Raw genomic sequence first — 21530 nt, forward strand, 5'->3', positions numbered from 1 at the left:
GTCAACAGGCCGTAAAGATTGCCGGGTCCTGGCAATGTGCGGACGGCCCGTCCGCTGTCACGATCTCCGTGGCGCCGAGGTGCGGCGCCGTCGGAGAGGTGGGGGGCGTGGCCGGGACGGGGGACTTCTTCGCGGCCGCGCTGGCCTTCCCGACGGCGCTGTTCAGCTTCGCGCTGGTGGTGGTCGTCGGCTACTGGCTGCTGATGCTGCTCGGCGGGCTGGGCTTCCACGCCCCGCACGCGGGGCACGGCAGCGGACACCTCGACGCCGGACACCACCTGGGGGCCGGTCACCACCTCGGGGCCGGTCATGGCGGGCACCTCGGGGCCGGTCATGGCGGGCACGGTGGCGGGGGGCACGCGGCCCACGGGGGGAACGGGGGGCATGCCGCGCCCGGGGGGAGCGCGGCGCACGGGGGGAACGGGGGCTCCGGCGAGCGGGGCGGACACGACGGGGAGGGACGCGGCGCCCATCACCACGGGGGTGTGCTGGGCGCGCTGGGCCTCGGCGGGGTGCCGGTGACGGTGGCGGTCTCGCTGCTGGTCGCGCTCGCCTGGTTCGTCAGCCTCGCCGGCACCGTCCTCACCTCGGGGGCGCCGGCCCGCGGCGGCGTGTTCGCCGTGGCGCTGGTCGCCTCGTGGGCGGGCACGCGGCTGCTCGTCCGGCCGCTGTCCCGGCTGTTCCCCGAGGACCGCCCGGTGACCCGGGGGGACTTCGTCGGCCGCGTCTGCGTGGTCCGGACCGGCCGGGTGACGACCGGCTTCGGACAGGCCGAGGTGACCGCCTGGGACGGCTCCACCGCGACCGTCCAGGTCCGGACGCTCGGCGACGAGCCCGGGCTGACGGCCGGCCGCACCGCGCTGATCTTCGACTACGACACCGACGGCGAGCACTTCCTGGTGGCGCCGTTCGACCCGGACCTCCCCGACGGGTAGAGCTCACGGGCTCACGGCCTGCGCGGCCCCCGGGCTCCCGGCCTGCGCGGGCGGGCAGGAGGGCCGGTGCACCGCCCCCCGGCCCGGCCGCCCCCGGACCGCCCGTGCCCCCGTGCCGTTCCGGCCGGCGCCTCCCACCACCCGCACCGCCCGACCACACCGCCCCACCGACCACCTCTCACCTTCGCACCATCTCGTCAAAGGACTCCGTGATGGACACCATCGCCGTGGGTTTCGGCGTTCTCGTCGCCGTCGTCCTGCTCATCGTGCTCGCCCTGCTGCTGTTCGTGGGCCGCCTGTTCCAGAAGGTCGAGCAGGGCAAGGCACTGATCGTCTCCCGGACGAAGAAGGTGGACGTCACGTTCACCGGCGCGATCGTCCTGCCGATCCTGCACAAGGCCGAACTGATGGACATCACCGCCAAGACGGTCGAGATCCACCGGGCCGGCCGGGACGGGCTGATCTGCCGGGACAACATCCGGGCCGACATCCGGATCTCGTTCTTCGTGCGCGTCAACAAGACCGTCGAGGACGTCGTCAAGGTCGCGCAGTCGATCGGCACCGTCCGGGCGAGCGACCCGGCCGCCATCCAGGACTTCTTCGCCGCCAAGTTCGCCGAGGCCCTGAAGACCGTCGGCAAGCAACTGGACTTCACCGACCTCTACACCCACCGGCACGAGTTCCGGGACCAGATCATCGCGGTCATCGGCACCGACCTCAACGGCTACACCCTCGAGGACGCGGCCATCGACCACCTCGAGCAGACCCCGATGAGCCAGCTGGACGCCGACAACATCCTGGACGCCCAGGGCATCCGCAAGATCACCGAGCTGACCGCGATCGAGCACGTGCGCACCAACGAGTACCAGCGCACCGAGGAGAAGGAGATCACCCGGCAGAACGTGGACGCCCGGGAGACCGTCCTGGAACTCGAACGCCGCCAGGCCGACGCCGAGATCCGCCAGCGCCGCGAGATCGAGACGCTGCGGGCCAAGGAGGACGCGGTGATCGCCCGGGTGCAGGAGGAGGAGCGGCTGAACGCCCAGACCGCGTTCCTGCGCACCGAGGAGCTGCTCGGCGTGCAGCGGGAGAACCAGGCCCGCGAGGTCGCGGTGGCGCAGAAGAACCGCGAGCGGGTGATCGCCGTGGAGAACGAGCGGATCGAGAAGGACCGCCTGCTGGAGGTCATCGGCCGCGACCGGGAGACCGAACTCGCCTCGATGGCCAAGCAGAAGGAGGTCGAGTCCCGCCGGCGGGAGGTCGCCGACGTGGTCCGCGAGCGGGTCGCGGTGGAGCGGACCGTCGCCGAGCAGGAGGAGGCCGTCAAGACGCTGCGCGCCACCGAGGAGGCGGAGCGCGTGCGCAAGGCCGTGGTCATCCAGGCCGAGGCGGAGGCGCAGGAGCGGCTCGTCAAGGACATCAAGGCCGCCGAGGCCGCCGAGCAGGCCGCCTCGCACAAGGCCCGCGAGGCCCTGGTGATGGCCGAGGCCCGTCAGCAGGCCGCCGAACTGGACGCGACCGCCAAGATCCGGATGGCCGAGGGCATCCGGGCGGAGGCCGCCGCCGAGGGTCTGGCCCAGGTGCAGGTGCGCGAGCAGGAGGCCGCCGCGGTGGAGAAGGTCGGCCGCGCCGAGGCCGTCGTCCAGACCGAGAAGGCGAAGGCCGCCGCCCTGGAGGTCGGCGCCAGGCTGAAGGCGGAGGCCGAGGGCCTGACCGAGAAGGCCGCGGCGATGGCCAAGCTCGACGAGGCCTCGCGCGGGCACGAGGAGTACCGGCTGCGGCTCGCGGCCGAGAAGGACGTCCGGCTGGCCGGGCTCGACGCCCAGCGGCAGATCGCCGAGGCCCAGGCGGCGCTGGTCGCGGCCGGCCTCGAGAAGGCCAAGATCGACATCGTGGGCGGGGACGGGGTGTTCTTCGACCGCCTGGTGCAGTCGGTGACGGCCGCCAAGAGCGTCGACGCCTTCGTCGGCCACTCGCAGACCGCCCAGGCGCTCGCCGCCCCCTGGCTGGACGGCAGCGCCAGCTTCACCGAGGACCTGACCAGGGTGCTCTCCTCGGTCTCCACCGCGGACGTGCAGAACCTGACGGTGTCCGCGCTGCTGATGCGCATGATCGGCTCGGGCGGCGGCGAGCAGGCCGGACAGCTGCGCCAGCTGCTGTCCTCCGCTCAGAAGCTCGGCCTCGCCGAGACCCCGGTCGGGTCGTTGGCGGCGGTCAACGGCAGCAGGTGAACCATCGGTGCGGGGGGGTGCGGCCGGCGACGGACGGCCGCACCGCACCCCACCCGCGCCGGCACCGGCACCGGCACCAGCACCGGCACCGGCACCGCTTCGCGCGGCACCCGCACCCGCACCCGCACGCACCGCACGTACCGCACCATCGCGACGCACGAGACCGAGGAACTGACGTGGACCCCCTCGACGCCCGGCCGGACGCCGGCACCTACGAGGTCCTGCGCGGCCGGCTCGCCCGGTCTGCCGCCGAACTCGCCGACCGGGCCCAGGCGTTGAACGCCCGCCGGGTGGCGGAGTTCGGCGGCGGCCTGCTCCGGCTCACCGGCACCGGCCGCCTCACCACCGAGCGGGAGCGCCTCCCGCAGGACCTCACCGCCGCCGGCGGGCTGCTGCTGCTCGGCACCCGGCCGGGCGGCGGCTCCCCCGACCCTGCGCCCGGCTCCCCGGCGTCCCCCGGGTCCCCGGCGTCCCCCGGGTCCCCGGTTTCCGCCGCATCGCCGTCCGACGCGGGGAGCCCCGCGGGCACCGGTGGGCCGGGCGGCACGGCCGGCGGCCTCGCCGACGTCCTCAGCCTCCACCACCCCGACCTCACCCCCGCCCGCGTCGAGGGCACCCTGCTGGACGACCCGCGCCTGCGCCAGGACCTCGCCGACCTGCGCCGCTACTTCCGCGACGCCCGGCTGGAACGGCTCCGCCCGGTCGGCGGCCGGCTGCTCGCCGTCTTCCGCACCGGCCCCGCCGCGAGCGACGTCCGGGCCCTGCGCTGGCAGCTCGCCGACCACGGCCGGCCCGTCTACCAGGACGGCCGCGGCGAACGCGACCACACCCCCGCCGACGGACAACAGCTCGCCTGGACCGCCCTCACCCGCGACGACCAGCTGCCCGGCGCCCCCGGCAGCCCGCCCCGCGCCGACCTCGGCGGCGACCTGCGGATCGGCGTCGACGGCGGCCGGCTGACCCTCAGCACCCCCGACGGCCGGGACCTGCACCACGAGCCGCTCACGGAGACCCTGCAGACCCTCGCCGACGCGCAGATCGCCCACACCCGGCTCGGCCCCCTGCTGCTGGTGCGCGTGCGCCCCTACCAGGAGCACACCGTCCGGCACCTCGTCTGCCACCTGCCCACCGGCCGGATCACCCGCATCGACGCGCTCGGCCAGGCCTGCCTGCGGCTGCCCGCCGACCAGGGCGTCGCCTTCCCCGGCGGCCACCACCTCGCCGACGGCACCGTCCGCACCTTCGACCAGCCCGTCGACGGCCTGGCCTACGAACGCACCCTCGTCTCGCCCAACGGCGAGGACGTGCTGTACGAGTTCCGCTCCCCCGCCGACGGCCGCACCCTGCTCCAGCCGTACAACAGCGTCCGCCAGGACACCGCCGCCCCCCTGCCCTGCCAGGGGTACGCGCTGCTCCCCGACGGCACCCTGATCGCGCTGCGACCGGCCGAGGGCGGCCCCACCCGGCTGCACCCCGTCCAGCTGTGGCAGACCCCGTTCACCAGCGAGCAGTACGCCGCCGCCCAGCCGCCCGGCACCGGGCCGCTCGCCCGCATCGGCAACGCCGACCTCGTCCGCGGCCTCGCCGACTGCCTCTCGCTGGCCCGGCTGGCCGCCGCCGGCGCCGACACCCCCGCCGGGCACCAGGCCGTCCTCGCCGCCTGCACCCGCACCGCCGACCGGCACCACTGGCTCGGCCAGCCCGGCCTCGGCGACCTCGCCGCGCCGCTCGCCGAGATCCGCGACACCGCCCGGCAGGTCATCGCCGAGTACGAGGCCGTCGCCGAACTCACCGCGCACGCCGCCCGGCAGACCGACGAGTGCACCGAACACGTCGAGGGCCTGCTGCGCACCGCCCGCGGCGAAACCCTCGCCGACGCCACCGAATGGGTCGACCGGCTCGCCGGGCTGCGCCGTGCCCAGGGCCGGGTCGAGGCCCTGCGCGACCAGCCCCGCACCGACCCCGACCGGATCGACGCGCTCGCCGCCCACCTCGCCGAAGGCCTGGCCGAAGCCGCCGCCCGCGCCGTCGACCGGCTCGCCGAACCCGACGCCTTCGCCCCGCACCGGCGGCGCGCCGACGAACTCGCCGACCGGTGCGCCGCCATCGCCACCGCCGCCGAGGCCGACCCGCTGGCCGCGCGGCTCACGGAACAGGGCGAGACGCTGCAGACCGTCTCGGAACTCGTCGGCACCCTCGACCTGGCCGACGCCACCACCCGCACCGCCATCCTCGACCGGCTCGCCGACGTCCTCGGCCTGCTCAACCGCGCCCGCGCCACCCTCACCGTCCGCCGCCGCGAACTGCGCACCCGCGAGGCCGCCGCCGAGTTCGCCGCCGAAACCGCCCTGCTCGCCCAGGCCACCACCGCCGCGCTCGCCGCCGCCGACACCCCCGAGGACTGCGACGACCAGCTCGGCCGGCTCCTGCTGCGGATCGAGCAGCTGGAGACCCGCTTCGCCGACGCCGACCCCGCCCTGGGCGAACAGCTCACCGAGCGGCGCACCGCCGTCCACGACGCCCTCACCGCCCGCCGCCAGCACCTGCTCGACGAACGGGCCCGCCGCGCCGACCGGCTCGCCGCCTCCGCCGAGCGCGTCCTCGACACCCTGCACCGCCGGCTGTCCGCCCTGGACGCTCCCGCCGAGATCGACGCGGCCCTCGCCGCCGATCCGACCGCCGTCAAACTCCGCGACCTCGCCGCCCAGTTGACCGCGCTCGGCGACCGCGTCCGGGCCGAGGAGCTGACCGGACGGCTGCGCGCCGCCCGCAGCCGCGCCCACCGCGCGCTGCGCGACCGGGCCGAACTCGCCGGCGACGGCCCCGGCACCCTGCGGCTGGGCCGCCACCTGTTCGCCGTCACCACCCACCGACCCGAACTCACCCTCGTCCCCTGGCGCGGCCGCCCCGCCTTCACCCTCACCGGCACCGACTACCGCTCCCCCGTCACCGACCCCGCCTTCGCCGCCACCGAGCGGTACTGGGACCGGCCGCTGCCCTCCGAGACGCCCGCGCTCTACCGGGCCGAGTACCTCGCCGCGAGCCTGCTGCTGGCGGCCGAGGCGGGTGGGGCCGGTGGGGCGGGCGGGCTCGGCGGCCCTGGTGCGCTGGACGGGTCGGGCGCGTTGGGCGGGCTCGACGGGCCGAAGGGCCTGGGCGGGTCGGGCGGGTCGGGCGGGCTGGACGCGCTCCGGGCGGAGGGCGACCTGCTGGAGGTGGTCCGCCGCGCCGTCGAACGGCGGCCCGACGAGGGCTACCAGCGCGGCGTGCACGACCACGACGCGGCGCTGCTGCTGCGCACCCTGCTGGAACTCCACGCCGAGGCGGGCCTGTTGCGCCACCCGGCGGCCGCCCGGGCAGCCGCGCAGCTGTACTGGGCGCACGGAGCCGACCAGCGGCAGCGACTGGTGTGGCACACCCGGGCCCGGTCGCTCGGCCTCGCCCGCCAGGCCTTCGGCGCCGTCCCGGCCCTGGACGCGCTCGCCGCCGAACTCGACTCCGCCGTAGCCGACTTCGCGGCCGAGGTGCTGCCCGGGGCCCGCCCCGGCGGCCAGCCCGCGGGCGGCGCTGGCGACCCAGCCGGTGCCGGCCCCTATCTGGTGGCCGAACTCGCCTCCACAGAACCGGCGTTCGCGCTATCGCCCGGGGCGTCCGCCCTGCTCGACAAGTTCCGCGCCGCACCCGAGTCGGCCGGCCTCACCGAGGCCCTCGCCGCCCTCCCCGACGAGCCCGAGCTCCTCCCCGCCCGTCGCGAACTCGCCCGGGCCTGGCTGGATTCCGGCAGCGCCGACGCCGACCCGGCCGACCTCGCCGAGGCCACCGCCGTCCTCCTCTGCCCCGACCTGCCGCGCCGCCCCGCCGACGGCGCCGTCACCGCCCGGCCCACCGGACTCCTCGGCGACCACCCCCGCGTCAGCGCCGGCGCCCTCGACCTCCGTCTCGACGAACTCCTCGCCCGGGTGGCCGAGTTCGAGCGGGACGACGCCCCCGGGTACCGCGCCTACCAACGCCTGCGCGGCGATCTGCTCGCCACCGAGCACGCCCGGCTACGGCTCGACCAGTACCGCCCGGCCCCGCTCGACGGCTTCGTCCGCAACCGGCTCATCGACGAGGTCTACCTGCCGCTGGTCGGCGACAACCTCGCCAAGCAGCTCGGCACCGCGACCGGGGGCCCCGTCGACCGCAGCGGCCTGCTCCTCCTGGTCTCCCCGCCCGGCTACGGCAAGACCACCCTCGTCGAGTACCTCGCCGAACGGCTCGGCCTGCTGCTGGTCACCGTCAGCGGCCCCGCACTCGGCCACCGGGTCACCTCCCTCGACCCCGCCGAGGCCCCCGACGCCACCTCCCGGCGCGAGCTCGAGAAGCTCAACTTCGCCCTCCACGCGGGCAGCAACGTGCTGCTCTACGTCGACGACGTCCAGCACACCTCGCCCGAGTTCCTGCAGCGCTTCATCCCGCTCTGCGACGCCCAGCGCAGGATCGACGGCGTCTGGGACGGCGAGGCCCGCGAGTGGGACCTGCGCGGCAAGCGCTTCGCCGTCGTCATGGCCGCCAACCCGTACACCGAGTCCGGCCGGCTCTTCCGGCTGCCCGACATGCTCGCCAACCGCGCCGACGTCTGGAACCTCGGCGACGTCATCGCCGGGCGCGACGACCTCTTCGCCCTCAGCTTCGTCGAGAACGCCCTCCCCGCCAACCCCCACCTCGCCCCGCTCGCCACCGCCGACCGCGCCGACCTCGACACCCTGCTCGCCCGCGCGGCCGGCACCCCCGGCGCCTCCCCCGGCACCCTCACCGGCTCCTGGCCCGCCGCCGAGGTCGAACGGATGACCGCCACCCTCGCCGGCCTGCTCCACCTGCGCGCCACCGTCCTCGACGTCAACCGCGCCTACCTCGCCTCCGCCGCCCAGGACGACCGCACCCGCACCGAGCCGCCGTTCCTCCTGCAGGGCTCCTACCGCACCATGACCGGACTCGCCCAGCGCCTCGACCCGGCCCTCACCCGCCCCGAACTCGACGCCCTGCTCACCGACCACTACCGCGCCGAGGCCCAGCCCCTCGGCGCCGACGCCGAGGCCCAGCTCCTCAAACTCGCCGCCCTCCGCGGCCGGCTCACCGAACCCCAGGCGGCCCGTTGGGAGGAGCTGCGGCGCCCCTGGCAGCAGTGACGGCGACGACCGGCCCAGGACGGCGCGCCAGCTCCAGCCACAGGTCGAGCTCGGGTGCCGCCGACTCGAACACGTGGTTCGACCCGCGCAGGCGCTCGTAGGAGGCGATCAGCAGGTGCGCGATCCGGTCGGTCTCCGCCGGCAGCCGGTCGTGGATGAGGTCCGTCCACCCGACCGGGTGCGGTCCGGCCAGGATGCCCCGCCGCGGATCGACGTAGCCGCCCTCCTTCTGGGACTCCTCCCGCACGACGAGGAGGCGCGGACACCGCGCGAGGTCGTCCCGGGGTACGAGAGGGTCGAGGCGATGGGCGGCTTCGTCACACAGTTCGCGGATCCGGTCGCGATCTTCCCCGGCGACGATGGCGACCCGGAGGACCGCCCTGGCCGGCACCTCCGGCGGCAGCTCGCGGGCGAGGTGGGCGATCGTGACCAGCCGCTGGAATCCCTCGATGCACTGGACTCCCGCGAGGCCGAGTCGGCCCTCGCCGCCGCGGCGGCCCGGCTCCCGGTGGAGGCTCTCCACCCCGAGGACGACGGGCGACCCGACCACGCCGGCCTCCTCGGGCCGCAGTCGGAGTGTGGCCGCGAAGTCCCGGTTCACCGCGCTCTCCGACCGGTGGCCCCGCCGGCTCCCCAACACGACCGCCGTATCGGGCATGTCGGCGAGCGCCATCAGTTCGGTCGCCTCGATCGGCGCGACCCGGCGACCGTCGATCGCCACGACGTGGCGCGCCTTGGTGATGTGGCGGTCGGGAGCCGCTCGGGTGTCCGCCGCCGGCGAGAGACCCCGCCGGGCGCCGAGCGGCACGTGGTTGTCGTTCATAGCCGGTTCATGGCCGGTTCGTGGCGGTTCGTGGCGGTTCAAGGCCGCGCGGCCAGGGAGGTTGCGGCGCCCGCGGGTCTCACCCCGGGCCGAACCGACCAGTCTCGTGATCAGCTGGTCCTACGACCGCACTATCGCGCCCCGCGAGCCCTCCGCGCGTGGCGCGACCGGATGGAACCGCGGCCCGCGGCTAGCTTGACCGCATGGGCGCTCAGGAACTCGATCTCACCGGGCTGCGCCGGGTCTACGGGCGCACCGGCAGCCGGCTCTTCTACACCCGGGTGGCCAGGAACGCCCGCCACTGGGGGTGGACGGAACCGGGGCAGTCGAAGTGGCGGCTGTGGCGGGCCCAGCGGCAGCTGGAGGACGTGCTCGGCCGCAAGCTGGCACTGCCGGCCGGCGCCTCGGTGCTCGACGCCGGGTGCGGGGCGGGGGTGGTGGCACGGGCCATGGCGGACCGGTTCGGGCTCGCCGTGACCGGCGTCGACGTCCTCGACATCCACCTCGCCGAGGCCCGCCGGCTCAGCGCCCGGGCCGCGGGCGGGAGCGGGGCCAGGGCCGGAGCCAGGGCCGCTGCTCCGCCGTCGTTCTCCTGGGGCGACTACCACCGACTCCCCTTCGAGGACGACACCTTCGACGGCGCGTACTCGATGGAGACGCTCGTCCACTCCTACGACCCGCCGCGCGCGCTGGCCGAGTTCCACCGGGTGCTGCGCCCGGGCGGGCGGCTGGTGCTGCTCGGCCCGATGAGCACCGTTCCGCTGGACGAACTCACCCCTCAGGCCCGCTCGGTGCTCGAACCCTACCTGGACGCCATGGTGTTCCCCGGCGCGAAGATCTACCACGCCCGCAACATGCCGCAGCTGCTCGCCGACGCCGGCTTCGAGGTCGAGGAGGCGCTGGACGCGACGCCGTACTACGAGCCCACCTCGGAGGCGGTGTACACGTACTTCCGCCTGCCGTGGGCGGTGCTGCGCCGGGTGGGCGATCCGGCGCGCTGGCTCAACCTCCGCTCCACGGTGGAGATGTACGCGGTCCGGGAGTACATCGCCTGGTACGTGCACACCGCCGTCAAACCGGCCGCCCGCCCTGCCACCGGGCCGCGGGCCGTACCGGCCGGACCAGTGGTCGGCCCGGATCCCGCCGGGTAGCCGGCCCGGGAGACGTGCCAGGCAGGACCCGAGCCGAAGAGGTGACCGATGGCCCAGCGCGCCGACCGCCCCGCCCCGCTGCCGTACCCGAGCGGCTGGTTCTGCGTCGGCCGCGTACGGGACCTGCCGCCCGGGCGGGTGCGCACGGCCCGACTGATGGGCGAGGACGTGGTGCTGTACCGGACCGGGCGGGGCGTGGTGCGCGCGATCGGGCCGCACTGCCCGCACCTGGGCGCGCACTTCGGGGCGGGCGGCACCGTCCGCGGCGAGGAACTGGTCTGCCCGTTCCACGGCTTCGCCTTCGGCCTGGACGGCTCCTGCACCGGCGCCCCGGACGGCGCCCTGCTGCGGGCCGGACTGACCGGACGCCACCTGTGCGAACGCGACGGCGCACTGTTCGTCTGGAGCGGACCCGACGACGGGCCGCCCACCTGGCAGCTGCCGCCACCGGTGGGGGTGCGGCCGCGCGCGTGGTGGAGCGGCGAATTGCTCTCCCACCCGCAGGAGGTGATGGAGAACAGCGTGGACTTCCGGCACGTCGCCGTGCTGCACGGGCTGGACACCCGGGAGACGGCGCCGCCCGAGGTCGACGGACCGCTGTTCACCGTCCACCAGCGCACCACCACCCGGTTCCCCGGGCTGGGGGCGGTCGCCCTGGACCAGCCGGTGACGCTGGCGGGGCTCGGGATGATGCGGCTGGTCGCCGAACTGCCGGAGCTGGGGGCCACGTTGCGGGTGTGGGTGCTGCCGACGCCGGTCGGGCCCTGGCGGACCAGGGTGCGGTTCGCGGTCGCGACCGGCTCCACCGGTGGCACGGCGGGCACGGTCGACCTCACCGGTGGGGCCTCCGGCCCGTTCTCCGGTCTGGTCTCCGGGGCTGCCGACCGACTCGCCTCCTGGGTGGCGCTGCAGGCCTCCGTACGGATCATCAAGCAGGACCGGCCGGTCCTGGCCCACAAGCGGTACCTGGCACAGCCGCGGCTCGTCCCCGGGGAACGGTCTATCGGGCTGTTCCGTCGTTGGGCCCGGCAGTTCTACCCGGATCTCGCCCCGGAAGCCGGCCCGGAAGTCGCCTCGGAAGCCGACCCGGAAGCAGAGCGCTCAGGCTGAGGGCCGCTCCTGCTGCCGGTCACCCGTACCCGCCCGGCTCGGCGAGCGCCTCCCACACCGGATCCGGCAACCCGGGGACCGTCCGCCCCTCGGCCCGCCACGCCCGTGCCAGTTCGGCGTAGATGGGCGCGTCCGGCTCGAACTGCAGCGAGCTCTCAGCGTCCTGCAGGAACGTTTCTTCGACCGGCTCCCGTCGAGACGCCGGCATCACCCCAAAACCACTCACACCCACCCAACGCACCCCACCCACACCGGGACACGGCGGTGTCAACCCCACGGCCCCGGCATCAACCCCGCCACGGGCCCAAATTGCTACGCGGGGGGGGAATTATGTAGACCGGTCTACAGGAATGGGCACGCAGCCGCGCGCAAGCGTAGGAAGTCGACCCAGCCGACTTCCTGCTCACCCTTCGCTCCCACGGCGCAGATGAAATCTGTAGACCGACCGACATATTCGCTTTCATCCCGCCCGGTCGCAGGCAAGAGCGCGAGAAGTCGGCCGGTCCGACTTCTCGCGCCCACCGTGCGACGCACGGGCTCAGCCCTCTACCCCATGAGCAATGAATCTGTAGACCGGCCTACATATTCGTTGAGGCCGCCCCACCCGCCCGGGCTCGCCTACTTCCGGCGAGAGGCTGCCAGGAGGTCCGGGACGGTGGCGAGCTTCACCCGGGGGCGGCCCTCGGCTTCTCCCCGGGCGCGTTCCGCACGGTCCACCGCGCGCAGCTCCCTGAGGCCGACGGCGTCGGGGCGGCGGCGGTGGACGAGGCGGTCGAGGTCCTTGCGGGTACCCGCCGGGGCGGCCAGCACCCGGGCCGCGGCGTCGTCGAGGAGCGCGTCCACGGTCTCGCGGGCGCAGGCCCGGTTGGCGCCGATCCCGCCGGACGGTCCGCGCTTGGCCCAACCGACCACGTACGTCCCCGGCACGGGCCGCCCCGTCGCCGGGTCGACGACCCGGCCGCCCTGGTGCGCGACGGTCGCCGTCCGCTCGTCGAAGGGCAGGCCCGGCACCGGCACGCCCCGGTGACCGATGGACCGCACGACCAGTCCGGCCCGGAGGACATCCGTCTCCCCGGTGGGCTCGGCCCGGTCGCCGGCCGCCATGGTGGTCCGGACGACACTCACGGCCTCGACCCGCCCGCGCCCGACCGCCCCGGCAGCACCGACCACACCGACCGCCCCGGAAGCGCCGGCACCTCCGGGCCGTACCGCTGCGACCGACCCGTCCGCCTCCGCCGCCCCGCTCAGGGCGGTCGGCGCGGACAGGAAGCGCAGCACGATCCGGCGCCCCGGCCGCGGTGCGTCGCCTCCGTCGAACGGCACCAGCGGCAGCCCGGCCAGCAGTGCGGCCTGCGAGTCCGGCGCCGCCGTCTCGATCGCCGCCCGCACCTCCGGGTGGTCCTCGACCACCACCTCGACGCCCGGCAGGCGCCGCAGCGCGAGGAACTCCGCCCTGGTCCACGCGGCCTGTCCGGGCCCGCGCCGGGCGAGCAGCACGACCTCCCGCACCCGGCTGCGGCGCAGCGCGGCGAGGGCGTGGTCGGCGATGTCGGTGGCGGCGAGCCGGTCCGGGTCGGTGAGCAGGATGCGGGCGATGTCGACGGCGACGTTCCCGTTGCCGACGACCACGGCCCGTTCGGCGGTCAGGTCCACGGCGTCGGCCGGCACCGTCGGCTCGGCGTTGTACCAGCCGACGAAGGTGGTCGCGGGCAGGCTTCCGGGCAGGTCCTCGCCGGGGATGCCGAGCCGCCGGTCGGCGGCCGCGCCGACCGCGTAGACGACGGCGTGGTGGTGGGCGGCGAGTTCCTCGTGGGTGAGGTCCGTGCCGACCTCCACGTTGAGGTGCATCCGCAGCCTGGGGTCGTGGAAGACGCTGGCGAAGCTCTCCGCGATCCGCTTGGTGGACTGGTGGTCGGGCGCGACGCCGTGGCGCAGCAGGCCGCCGGTGACGGGCAGCCGGTCGATCATGGTGATCTCGGCGCCGGTGCTGCGCAGCAGCTCCTGCGCGGTGTAGCCGGCGGAGGGCCCGGTGCCGACGATGGCGACGCGCAGGGTGCCGAGGCCGTCGGGGAGACTGCGCGGGAAGGTCGGCGCGCCCCAGGCGTGGTCGCTGGGGTGGTCGCGGTACCAGTCCCGGTTGAGGTCGCCGAACACGGTGTCGGGGCCGCGCAGCCGGTCGACGGGGAACACCGCGTCGACCGGGCAGGCGTCCGCGCAGGCACCGCAGTCGATGCACGCGGCGGGGTCGATGAACAGCATGTCGGTGGTGCCGAACTCCGGTTCGTCCGGGGTCGGGTGGATGCAGTTGACCGGGCAGACGGAGACGCAGGAGGCGTCGTTGCAGCAGGTCTGGGTGATCGCGTAGGCCATGGCGCGGGTGGGGTCCTCGCTGCGCGGTGGTGGGGTGGGCGGGCGCCCGGGTCGACGGACTGACGGAGCGTCAGAGCATGTTCACCCGGCGGTAGATGGCGGCCGACCGGGCGGTGATCAGGCCGGTCTCCGCGAGGAAGGCCATCAGGTGGCGGGAGCTGGTGCGCATCATCGCCTTGCGGTGTTCGTTGGCCCGCGCCTCGGCGAGCGCCCGTTCGACGTCGAGCCCGGCGGCCCGGTAGACGCCGGGGTGGACCATGCTGCTGACGATGACGTACGCGCCGACGGCGATCCCGGTGGCCGAGGCGCGCCGGCGGCCGGGGCCGGCGTGGCGCATGCGTTCGCGGATCTCCTGCCGGGCGAACTTCATGTGCCGTGACTCCTCGACCACGTGGATCCGGGAGGTGCCGCGGACGATCTCCAGGACGTTCTCGCCGCGCATCCAGTCGCGCTGCATGACGTCGAGCACCTCCTCCGCCACCAGGATTCCCCCGTAGGCGAGTTCGCCCTTCGCGAGCGCCTTGAAGGCGCGCCCGGCCTGGGCGATCAGCTTGTTGGGCCGGTAGGCGGGGACGCCCATCTTCTCGCAGGCGCGGGCGAACATGATCGAGTGCCGGCACTCGTCGGCGATCTCGGTGAGGGCGAACTGGAACTCGGCACTGGCCGGGTTCTTGAGGTACTGGTCGCGCAGCACCATCTGCTGGAGGATCATCTCGAACCAGATCCCGGTGTTCATGATCGAGCAGACCTCGTGCCGGGTGAGGGTGACCCGCTGCTGCTCGGTCATCTCGTCCCACAACCTGGTGCCGTAGAGGGTGCTCCACTCCGGGTTGAGGCCGTAGTGCTCGTCCGGGAGGGGCGCGTCCCAGTCGATCTCGGTCGAGGGGTCGTAGGAGAGGGTGGCGGCGGACTCCAGCAGCCGCTTCGAGACGTCGTCGTCGGCCGCGGTGTGCGCGTGCGAGCGGTCGGGACGACCGGCGGGCGCCCCGGTCGTCGCGTCGACCGACGCACCGGCCGTTGCTCCGGTGGTCCCGCCCGTGGTCGCTCCGGTCGTCGCGTCGGTGAGAGCCATGGCTGCCTCCAGGGGCCTGCTCCTGCGGGTGCCCGCTCACCCGCTTATTAGACGGACAGTACAATAAGAGCCCGTTCCCGAGAACCCCCTGCGCAGCACCCGACAGGTGCACGCCCCTGCGGGCGCGCGGCCACCGACGAGCGCCCTGGCACGACAGGCAGCCGAAACGCCGGACGGGGCCCGCCGAAACCTCCGACGAGCCCCGTCCGGGTGTCACATCCGGGCGCCGGATCCGGGCGTCACATCCGGGCGCCGGATCCGTGCGCGCACGCGCTACCCGGCACCCAACGCCTTCCGCAGCGCCTCCGCCGCCTCGGCCGTCGCCTCGCGGAACCGGTGGCCGACGCCGATGTAGTTGGCGTACCCGTGGATGAGGTCCGGCTGACGGCTCAGCCGCACCGCCACCCCCGCCGCCCGCAGCGCCTCCGCGTACGCTTCCCCCTCGTCCCGCAGCGGGTCGAAGCCCGCCGTGCCGACGTACGCGGGCGGCAGGCCGGCGAGGTCACCCAGGTCCGCGGCGAGCAGCGGCGACAGGCGCGGATCGGTGCGGTCCGCGGGCTCGGGCGCGTACTGGTCCAGGAACCAGTCCATGTCCGCGTCGGTCAGGAAGAAGCCGTCACCGAAGAGTTCGCGCGAGGGCCGCCGCACCGAGGCGTCGGCGGCCGGGTACAGCAGGAGCTGGAACACCGGCGCCGGACCGCCGCGGCGCACCGCCGACTGCGCGGTGACGGCCGCCAGGTTCCCGCCCGCGCTGTCCCCGCCGATCGCGATCCGCTCCGGGTCCGCGCCCAGGTCGGCCGCCTTCGCGTACGCGTAGTCGAACGCGGCCAGCGCGTCGTCCACCGCCGCCGGGAACACCTGCTCGGGCGCCAGCCGGTACTCCACCGACAGCACCCGCACCCGCGCCCGCTGCGCCAGGAACCGCGCGACGTGGTCGTGGCTCGCCCGGCTTCCGACCACCCACCCGCCACCGTGCAGGTACACCAGCAGGCCCGAACCGGCCGCCAGACCACCGGGTGTGTACAGCGTGGCCGCCAACTCGCCCTGCTCCTGCGGGATCCCGATGCTCCGGACGGCCACCGGCTCGATCGTGGCACCGCCCACCAGGTGGCGCGCGTGCTCCATGGCGGTTCGCGAGGGCCCGACGCCGCCGGGCATCACCAGGGCGGCCTTCGACATCCGCTGCAGCTTGAGTATCAGCTGCGCGTCCAGCGCCAGCGTCTGCCCGTCACGCACCACCGGCGGGCCGGCGATCGCCCGCCGCAGCCGCTCCGGCAGCGCGTACGCGGCCCGGACGACGGCGGACTGGATCCGGACGGGGGGTGGAATCGTCATCGCTTCTGCCTCCTGGGGCCGCTCCCGGAGCCCCTCGACCGGGGACCCTGACCGGGAGCCCATGATGGGGCCGACCCAGCGGCGTTGGAAGCCTCCTCGACGCTCCCTGTGCCGCTCCTCGATCCGACGGGCGGGTCCGGCGAGCGATCTGGCGTGCGGTCCGGCCGACCCTGTCGCCCCTGCTGCCCCTGCTGTCCCTGCTGCCCCGGTCGTCCGCGCCCGACCGGCCGAGGCAGGCGGGCACCCCCGTTTCGGTCGCCGCCGGGTAGCCCTCAGGGCGGCTGCACAGGAAGTCGACCGGTCCGACTTCCTGTGCAGGCATGCAGGGCCGCACCACGCCCGTGCGTGGTGCGGGAGAAAAATCAGTAGACCGACCTACATATTCACGCCCGGCACTCACAAGCCTCCGCCCCCGAGCCAATAGTCGGCCAGGCCGACTTCCTGCGACGACGCGCAAGCACACGCAAGCATGGGCGCGGGGGCGAGGCCTGAAATCAGTAGACCGACCGACATATTCGCTCCCGCCAAGGGCCGCCGACCGAGCCAGAAGTCGGCCTGATCGACTTCTGGCTCCAGAGGCAGGGGGGTGACACGAGGCAGGACATCGGGCGGGACAACAGAAATAGAAGACCGACCCACATATTTCTCTCGCTGCACACACCGTTCCCGCGCCAGAAGTCGACCTGATCGACTTCCTGTAGCGCGGCACGGGGCATGCAAGCCGCGATGAGCAATGAAATCAGTAGACCGGCCTACATATTTCTCTCCGCGCCAGTTCCTCGGCTCCGCCCGTCGCCTCCCTGCGCAGGAAGTCGACCTGGCCGACTTCCTGCGCAGAGTGGGCGCCTGCCGCCGTCCGGCCAGGGTGAGGTGAGGTGAGGTGAGGTCGGACCGGACCAGCATCAGGCCAACACCGGGCCAGCGCCGGGCCGGCGTCATCGCCGGCCCGCCCTCTCCCCTCAGCGGAACACCGTCGCGTTGCGCTGGGCCCAGGCCGCGAACGAGCTGGCCGGGCGGCCGAGGAGGCGTTCGACGTCGGAGCTGGGCCGCCGCTCCTCCGGGGTGGGCGCACCGAGGATGGCCAGGGTGCCCTCGACGACGGGCAGCGGCATCACGGCCGCCAGTTGCGCCCGGGCCTCGTCCGGGGTCTGCTCCCGGAAGTCGACGGTCTCGCCGATCGCCTCGCCGATGGCCGCAGCCCGCTCGCGCGGGGTGACGGGCGCCGGCCCGGTGAGCACGTACGTGGCGCCGTGGTGCCCGTCCTCCCGCAGCACCACGGCCGCGACCGCCGCCACGTCGTCGGGGTCGACGAACGGGAGGCCGACGTCCCCGAAGGGTGCGGCGGCGACCAGGTGGTTGCGGATCGGCTCGGCCCAGGCGTAGGCGTTCGAGGCCAGGCCGCCGGCGCGCAGCACCGTCCACTCCAGTCCGCTCGCGGCGAGCGCCGACTCGAAGGCCGCGGGGTGACCGTAGGCGTCCGGCCGGGTGCCGACGCCCTGCGAGGAGAGGAGGACGACCCTGCGGACGCCGGCGTCGGCGGCCTGCTTCAGCAGTCCGTCCGGGTCGGGGCCGGCGACCAGCAGGAACAGCGCGTCGGCGCCGTCCAGCGCGGGCCGCACGGCCGACGGGTCGGCGAGGTCGGCGGCGTGGTGTCGGACGCCGGGCGGAAGGGCGACCTTCGGGGCGTGGCGCGAGACGGCCGTGACCTGCTCGCCCGCCGCCAGCAGGTACCGGACCAGGGCGCGGCCGACGTTTCCGGTGGCTCCGGTGACAACGATCATGACGGTTCCCCCACATTCATGAGTTAGTTGGCTGACTCAGTTCTGTTGCGGTCCCGACCGTAGCGCGCCGCGGGGAGCGCTGTCTATAGTGAGTTGGGTGACTGACTCACTAGCATCGAAGGGCTCCTCCCGAGCCGCCGCCGCGGCCGCCAAGCGCCGCCGCCTCACGGCCGCCGCCGCCCGGGTGCTGCACGAGAAGGGCGTCGAGCGCACCGCCATCGCCGACATCGCCCAGGCCGCCGGCGTCCCGGTCGGCAACGTGTACTACTACTTCAAGACCAAGGACGACCTGGTCGAGGCCGCTCTCGCCGAGCACACCGCCCACGTCACGACCCTCACCGACGAGCTCGACCGGATCCCCGACCCCCGCGCCCGGCTCAAGGGCCTCGTCGACGCCTGGGTCGCCCAGCGCGAGACCGCCGCCCGCTACGGCTGCCCCACCGGCACCCTCGCCGTCGAGCTGGACAAGCGCGACCCGGAGCCCTCCGGCGGCCTCGACCGGGCCGCCGCGCAGGTCATCCGCCGCCTACTGGACTGGGCGGCCGAGCAGTTCCGCGAACTCGGCGTCCCGGACCCGGACGGCCACGCCGTCACCCTCGTCGCCGGCTACCAGGGCATGTCCCTGCTCGCCAACGCCCTGCGCGACCCTGACCTGATGACCCGCGAGGGCGACCGGCTACTCGCCTGGCTCGACTCCGTCGGCGACTGAGCCCTCCCCGGCGCCTACCCGGCGTGGCCCGGTACGCGCCCACCAGCCGCGCGGACACCTCGGCCTTCTCCCGAACCGCACCGGAACCCACACCCTGGCCCACGCCGGACCCGCTCCGGGGCCCCGTCACCGGCTATCCGGCCAGGAAGTCCGCCAGCAGACGGAGGAGGACGCCCGGACGCTCGAGGTACAGGTCGTGTCCCGTCCCGGGGACGGTCGCGACCGTGGGTTCCGGCCCGGGACGCCCACCAGCACGCCCTCGACGTCCGGTGCGGGGATGATTCCGGACTGCGCGAGCACCACCAGCGTCGAGCAGTCGATGCGTTCCCACTCGTCCCGGACGAGCGCCGGGCGCACTCCGCCGGCGAGGCGACGAGCACGTGCCGCTCGAAGCGCGGCGACCAGCCGTCGGCGCGCCCGTTCCAGGCCCGCCGCCCAGCCCTCCCTCGCCGGCCCGCCGCCGACGAAGTCCGCCGCCGACTCCGGCGAGGGGAACGGCAGCAGCCAGGAGTCCGGCGACTCACCGATCTGCTCCTGCACGCCGGCCCCCGAGCAGCCCGGCCTGCGTCGGCGACGTACGCGGCCCGCGACGCGTCCGCCGGGCGCCGTTCGCCGGCGCCGTGCCCGCGCTGGTCGACGGCGATCACCCTGTGCCTGGCGGCCCGCAACCCCCCAGCCATGGTGGACCATTCGCGCCCGGCCAGCCGCGCAGCAGTATGACGGGTACGCCGTCGCCGCCCCAGTCCCGGCAGGGCAGCCGGACACCGCCCCCGCGACACCACGCGCCCCGCGCACCCAATAGCGAAACCCGGCCCGACCGCACCGCGACAGGCCGCAGGCGGCGCCCCTCCCCGCATCACTGCCCGTCAGGCCCCGCGCCCGCCAACCCCTGCGCCCGCCCGAGGAGGTACCGGCGTTCGGGGCCACTCGCCGTACGGGAGGCGGCCTCCCGGTATGCCTGCGCGGCGGCCGCCGGATCGTCGCCGCGCAGCTCCGACAGGTGGGCGCGGACGGCGAGCAGCCGGTGGTGCCTGGTCAGCCGCTTGTCGGCCGCCAGCTCCGCGAGCAGGTCCAGACCGGCGGCCGGTCCGTGGACCATCGCCACCGCCACCGCCCGGTTGAGCGCGACGACAGGGTTGGCGTCGAAGCGCAGCAGCAGGTCGTAGAGGGCGAGGATCTGCGGCCAGTCGGTGGCGTCGGCGCTCGCGGCCTCGGTGTGCACGGCGGCGATCGCGGCCTGCACCTGGTACGGCCCGGGCCGGCCGCGCGGCAGCGTCGAGGAGATCAACTCCAGCCCCTCGGAGATGAGTTCGCCGTCCCACCGGTCGCGGTCCTGCTCCGCGAGCGGGACCAGCTCGCCGCACGGCCCGGTACGGGCGCCGCGACGGGCGTCGGTGAGCAGCATCAGGGCCAGCAGTCCGGCCGTCTCGGCGTCGTCGGGCACCAGGCGCAGCAGCAGCCTGGTCAGCCGGATCGCCTCGGCGGCGAGCGGCGGCGCGGTCAGCTCCTCGCCGCCGCTCGCCGTGTAGCCCTCGTTGAAGATCAGGTACAGCACGTGCCGGACCTCGCCCAGCCGCTCGCCGTCCGCCCCCGCCCCCGAACCCGCCCCAATCCCCGACCCCGGCCCCGACCCGGGCGGCAGGTCGCCACCGGCCGCCCTGATCCCCTGCTTCGCCCGGCTGATCCGCTGCGCCATCGTCGCCTCGGGCACCAGGAAGGCGGCGGCGACCTGCGCGGTGGTGAGGCCGCCGACGGCGCGCAGCGTCAGCGCTATCCGGCTCGGTGCGGAGAGCACCGGGTGGCAGCAGAGGAACAGGAGGGCGAGCGAGTCGTCCTGCTGGACGGCGTCGTCGTCCGCCGGGGGCGCGAGCAGCGCCGACTGCGGGGTGGCGAGCGCGAGCGCCTCCTCCCTCCGTCGGCGCGCCGAGTCGCTGCGCACCTGGTCGACCAGCTTGCGGGTGGCCACGGTCAGCAGCCAGCCCCGCGGGTTGTCGGGCACCCCGTCCGCGGGCCACTGCAGAGCGGCGGCGAACAGCGCCTCCTGGACGGCGTCCTCGCAGGCGTCGAACGCCCCGTGGCGCCGGACGAGCACGCCGAGGACCTGCGGCGCCAGCTCGCGCAGCAGGTCCTCGGCGTCGCGGCCGGTCGGGCTCACTCGTTCCCCGGGGACTCGTGCAGGATCGGCCACAGCTCCACCGGGTCGGTGTCCGCGAACGGCATGTCGGCGGCGATCTGCTGGGCTCGCTCCAGGCTCTCGCAGTCCAGCAGGTAGAAGCTCGCCATGTACTCCTTGGTCTCCAGGTACGGCCCGTCGGTGACGGCGGGCACGCCCTCCGCCCGCCGGACCAGCTGGGCGGCGGCCGCGTCGGCCAGCCCGTAGGCGCCGAGCAGTTCGCCGGTCTCCCGGTACTTGGCGTTGTACGCCTCCTGCCTGGCGATCGCCTCCGGCCACTCCTCGGCCGGGAAGGACTCCCACTTGGCCTGGTTGCCGTAGATCATCGCGAGGTACTTCATGGCGGTGTCTCCATCCGTGTCCCGCGCGCCCCGTCGGCGCGCCGTCACCCTCCGGTCGGAGCCGCGGGCGGGTCCTCGACATCGGTCGGCGACTCCTCCCGAAGATCTTTCCAGCCGCCGCCCCGACACCCGGACCCCTCCACCACCCCCACGCGCCGCCCCGCCCCGCCCAGGGCGCAGACGCCGGGCCCCGGCGCTTGCGGCGGGTCCCTCGCCAGACCCTCCTTGCGACGGCGAGGTCCTCGGGCCAGGGCAGGCGCGTGTGAGCTGTCCCGCGCCCTGGAGCAGCAGCCAGTCAGGGGCACCCACGGCGACCGCAGGTACGGGCAGG

Annotated in this window: 15 protein-coding genes; 6 read left to right on the top strand and 9 right to left on the bottom strand. The window is 74.8% G+C overall.

Annotation, left to right across the window (positions count from 1 at the left end):
• Positions 1-107: 107 nt before the first annotated feature.
• From ACFYUY_RS32505 to ACFYUY_RS32515, 3 genes are all read left to right on the top strand, one after another.
• Positions 108-935: a hypothetical protein gene (locus ACFYUY_RS32505; protein WP_387905961.1), complete on the top strand. Its 828-nt coding sequence runs from the start codon at positions 108-110 to the stop codon at positions 933-935.
• Positions 936-1147: 212 nt separating this feature from the next.
• Positions 1148-3166 carry a flotillin family protein gene (locus ACFYUY_RS32510; RefSeq protein ID WP_360215891.1) on the top strand — a complete coding sequence of 673 codons (2019 nt, stop codon included), beginning with the start codon at positions 1148-1150 and terminating at the stop codon, positions 3164-3166.
• A gap of 176 nt (positions 3167-3342) precedes the next feature.
• Entirely contained in the window at positions 3343-8334 is a 4992-nt protein-coding gene (locus tag ACFYUY_RS32515; RefSeq protein WP_387905964.1) for a DNA repair ATPase, read from the top strand.
• Here the strand turns inward: ACFYUY_RS32515 and ACFYUY_RS32520 are convergent.
• On the bottom strand, positions 8279-9157 hold the full coding sequence (locus ACFYUY_RS32520) for a hypothetical protein (RefSeq protein ID WP_387905967.1): 879 nt from the start codon (positions 9155-9157) through the stop codon (positions 8279-8281). The genes ACFYUY_RS32515 and ACFYUY_RS32520 overlap by 56 nt on opposite strands.
• Positions 9158-9360: 203 nt before the next feature.
• On the opposite strand from ACFYUY_RS32520, the gene ACFYUY_RS32525 reads away from it, so the two are divergent.
• Positions 9361-10308 (top strand): methyltransferase domain-containing protein, encoded by a 948-nt coding sequence (locus ACFYUY_RS32525; RefSeq protein WP_387905969.1) that lies wholly within the window; start codon positions 9361-9363, stop codon positions 10306-10308.
• 48 nt (positions 10309-10356) lie between these two features.
• A complete protein-coding gene (locus ACFYUY_RS32530) occupies positions 10357-11418 on the top strand; it encodes an aromatic ring-hydroxylating dioxygenase subunit alpha (RefSeq protein WP_387905971.1) in 1062 nt (353 codons plus the stop codon).
• Positions 11419-11437: 19 nt separating this feature from the next.
• On the opposite strand, the gene ACFYUY_RS32535 is transcribed toward ACFYUY_RS32530, so the two are convergent.
• The 5 genes from ACFYUY_RS32535 to ACFYUY_RS32555 all read right to left on the bottom strand — a co-directional run bounded on the left by ACFYUY_RS32535 (position 11438) and on the right by ACFYUY_RS32555 (position 17976).
• Positions 11438-11626: a hypothetical protein gene (locus ACFYUY_RS32535; RefSeq protein WP_360215903.1), complete on the bottom strand. Its 189-nt coding sequence runs from the start codon at positions 11624-11626 to the stop codon at positions 11438-11440.
• A gap of 410 nt (positions 11627-12036) precedes the next feature.
• Positions 12037-13788 (bottom strand): FAD-dependent oxidoreductase, encoded by a 1752-nt coding sequence (locus ACFYUY_RS32540; RefSeq protein WP_360215906.1) that lies wholly within the window; start codon positions 13786-13788, stop codon positions 12037-12039.
• Positions 13789-13858: 70 nt separating this feature from the next.
• The gene (locus ACFYUY_RS32545; protein WP_387905974.1) at positions 13859-14860 is read right to left on the bottom strand and encodes a diiron oxygenase; all 1002 of its coding nucleotides are present in this window, start codon (positions 14858-14860) and stop codon (positions 13859-13861) included.
• Positions 14861-15133: 273 nt separating this feature from the next.
• Positions 15134-16195 (bottom strand): alpha/beta hydrolase, encoded by a 1062-nt coding sequence (locus ACFYUY_RS32550; protein WP_387905977.1) that lies wholly within the window; start codon positions 16193-16195, stop codon positions 15134-15136.
• Positions 16196-17154: 959 nt separating this feature from the next.
• Positions 17155-17976 carry an SDR family oxidoreductase gene (locus tag ACFYUY_RS32555; RefSeq protein WP_387905980.1) on the bottom strand — a complete coding sequence of 274 codons (822 nt, stop codon included), beginning with the start codon at positions 17974-17976 and terminating at the stop codon, positions 17155-17157.
• Positions 17977-18073: 97 nt separating this feature from the next.
• On the opposite strand from ACFYUY_RS32555, the gene ACFYUY_RS32560 reads away from it, so the two are divergent.
• Entirely contained in the window at positions 18074-18685 is a 612-nt protein-coding gene (locus ACFYUY_RS32560) for a TetR/AcrR family transcriptional regulator (protein ID WP_387905982.1), read from the top strand.
• Positions 18686-18811: 126 nt separating this feature from the next.
• On the opposite strand, the gene ACFYUY_RS32565 is transcribed toward ACFYUY_RS32560, so the two are convergent.
• The 3 genes from ACFYUY_RS32565 to ACFYUY_RS32575 all read right to left on the bottom strand — a co-directional run bounded on the left by ACFYUY_RS32565 (position 18812) and on the right by ACFYUY_RS32575 (position 21199).
• Positions 18812-19225, bottom strand: a complete 414-nt coding sequence (locus ACFYUY_RS32565) for a hypothetical protein (RefSeq protein ID WP_387905983.1) — start codon at positions 19223-19225, stop codon at positions 18812-18814.
• 316 nt (positions 19226-19541) lie between these two features.
• The gene (locus ACFYUY_RS32570; RefSeq protein WP_387905986.1) at positions 19542-20840 is read right to left on the bottom strand and encodes an RNA polymerase sigma factor; all 1299 of its coding nucleotides are present in this window, start codon (positions 20838-20840) and stop codon (positions 19542-19544) included.
• Complete coding sequence (locus tag ACFYUY_RS32575) at positions 20837-21199, bottom strand: YciI family protein (RefSeq protein WP_360215927.1); 363 nt, start codon at positions 21197-21199, stop codon at positions 20837-20839. Before ACFYUY_RS32575 ends, ACFYUY_RS32570 begins: the two co-directional genes overlap by 4 nt.
• Positions 21200-21530: the final 331 nt, after the last annotated feature.

The organism is Kitasatospora sp. NPDC004745, from assembly GCF_042873275.1.
Classification (GTDB): Bacteria; Actinomycetota; Actinomycetes; order Streptomycetales; family Streptomycetaceae; genus Kitasatospora.

Bases quoted from the DNA above. Each gene is read 5' to 3' on its own strand.
- ACFYUY_RS32510 (WP_360215891.1), top strand. From the start codon at position 1,148: ATGGACACCATCGCCGTGGGTTTCGGCGTTCTCGTCGCCGTCGTCCTG.
- ACFYUY_RS32520 (WP_387905967.1), bottom strand. From the start codon at position 9,157: ATGAACGACAACCACGTGCCGCTCGGCGCCCGGCGGGGTCTCTCGCCG.
- ACFYUY_RS32525 (WP_387905969.1), top strand. From the start codon at position 9,361: ATGGGCGCTCAGGAACTCGATCTCACCGGGCTGCGCCGGGTCTACGGG.
- ACFYUY_RS32530 (WP_387905971.1), top strand. From the start codon at position 10,357: ATGGCCCAGCGCGCCGACCGCCCCGCCCCGCTGCCGTACCCGAGCGGC.
- ACFYUY_RS32535 (WP_360215903.1), bottom strand. From the start codon at position 11,626: ATGCCGGCGTCTCGACGGGAGCCGGTCGAAGAAACGTTCCTGCAGGAC.
- ACFYUY_RS32540 (WP_360215906.1), bottom strand. From the start codon at position 13,788: ATGGCCTACGCGATCACCCAGACCTGCTGCAACGACGCCTCCTGCGTC.
- ACFYUY_RS32545 (WP_387905974.1), bottom strand. From the start codon at position 14,860: ATGGCTCTCACCGACGCGACGACCGGAGCGACCACGGGCGGGACCACC.
- ACFYUY_RS32550 (WP_387905977.1), bottom strand. From the start codon at position 16,195: ATGACGATTCCACCCCCCGTCCGGATCCAGTCCGCCGTCGTCCGGGCC.
- ACFYUY_RS32555 (WP_387905980.1), bottom strand. From the start codon at position 17,976: ATGATCGTTGTCACCGGAGCCACCGGAAACGTCGGCCGCGCCCTGGTC.
- ACFYUY_RS32575 (WP_360215927.1), bottom strand. From the start codon at position 21,199: ATGAAGTACCTCGCGATGATCTACGGCAACCAGGCCAAGTGGGAGTCC.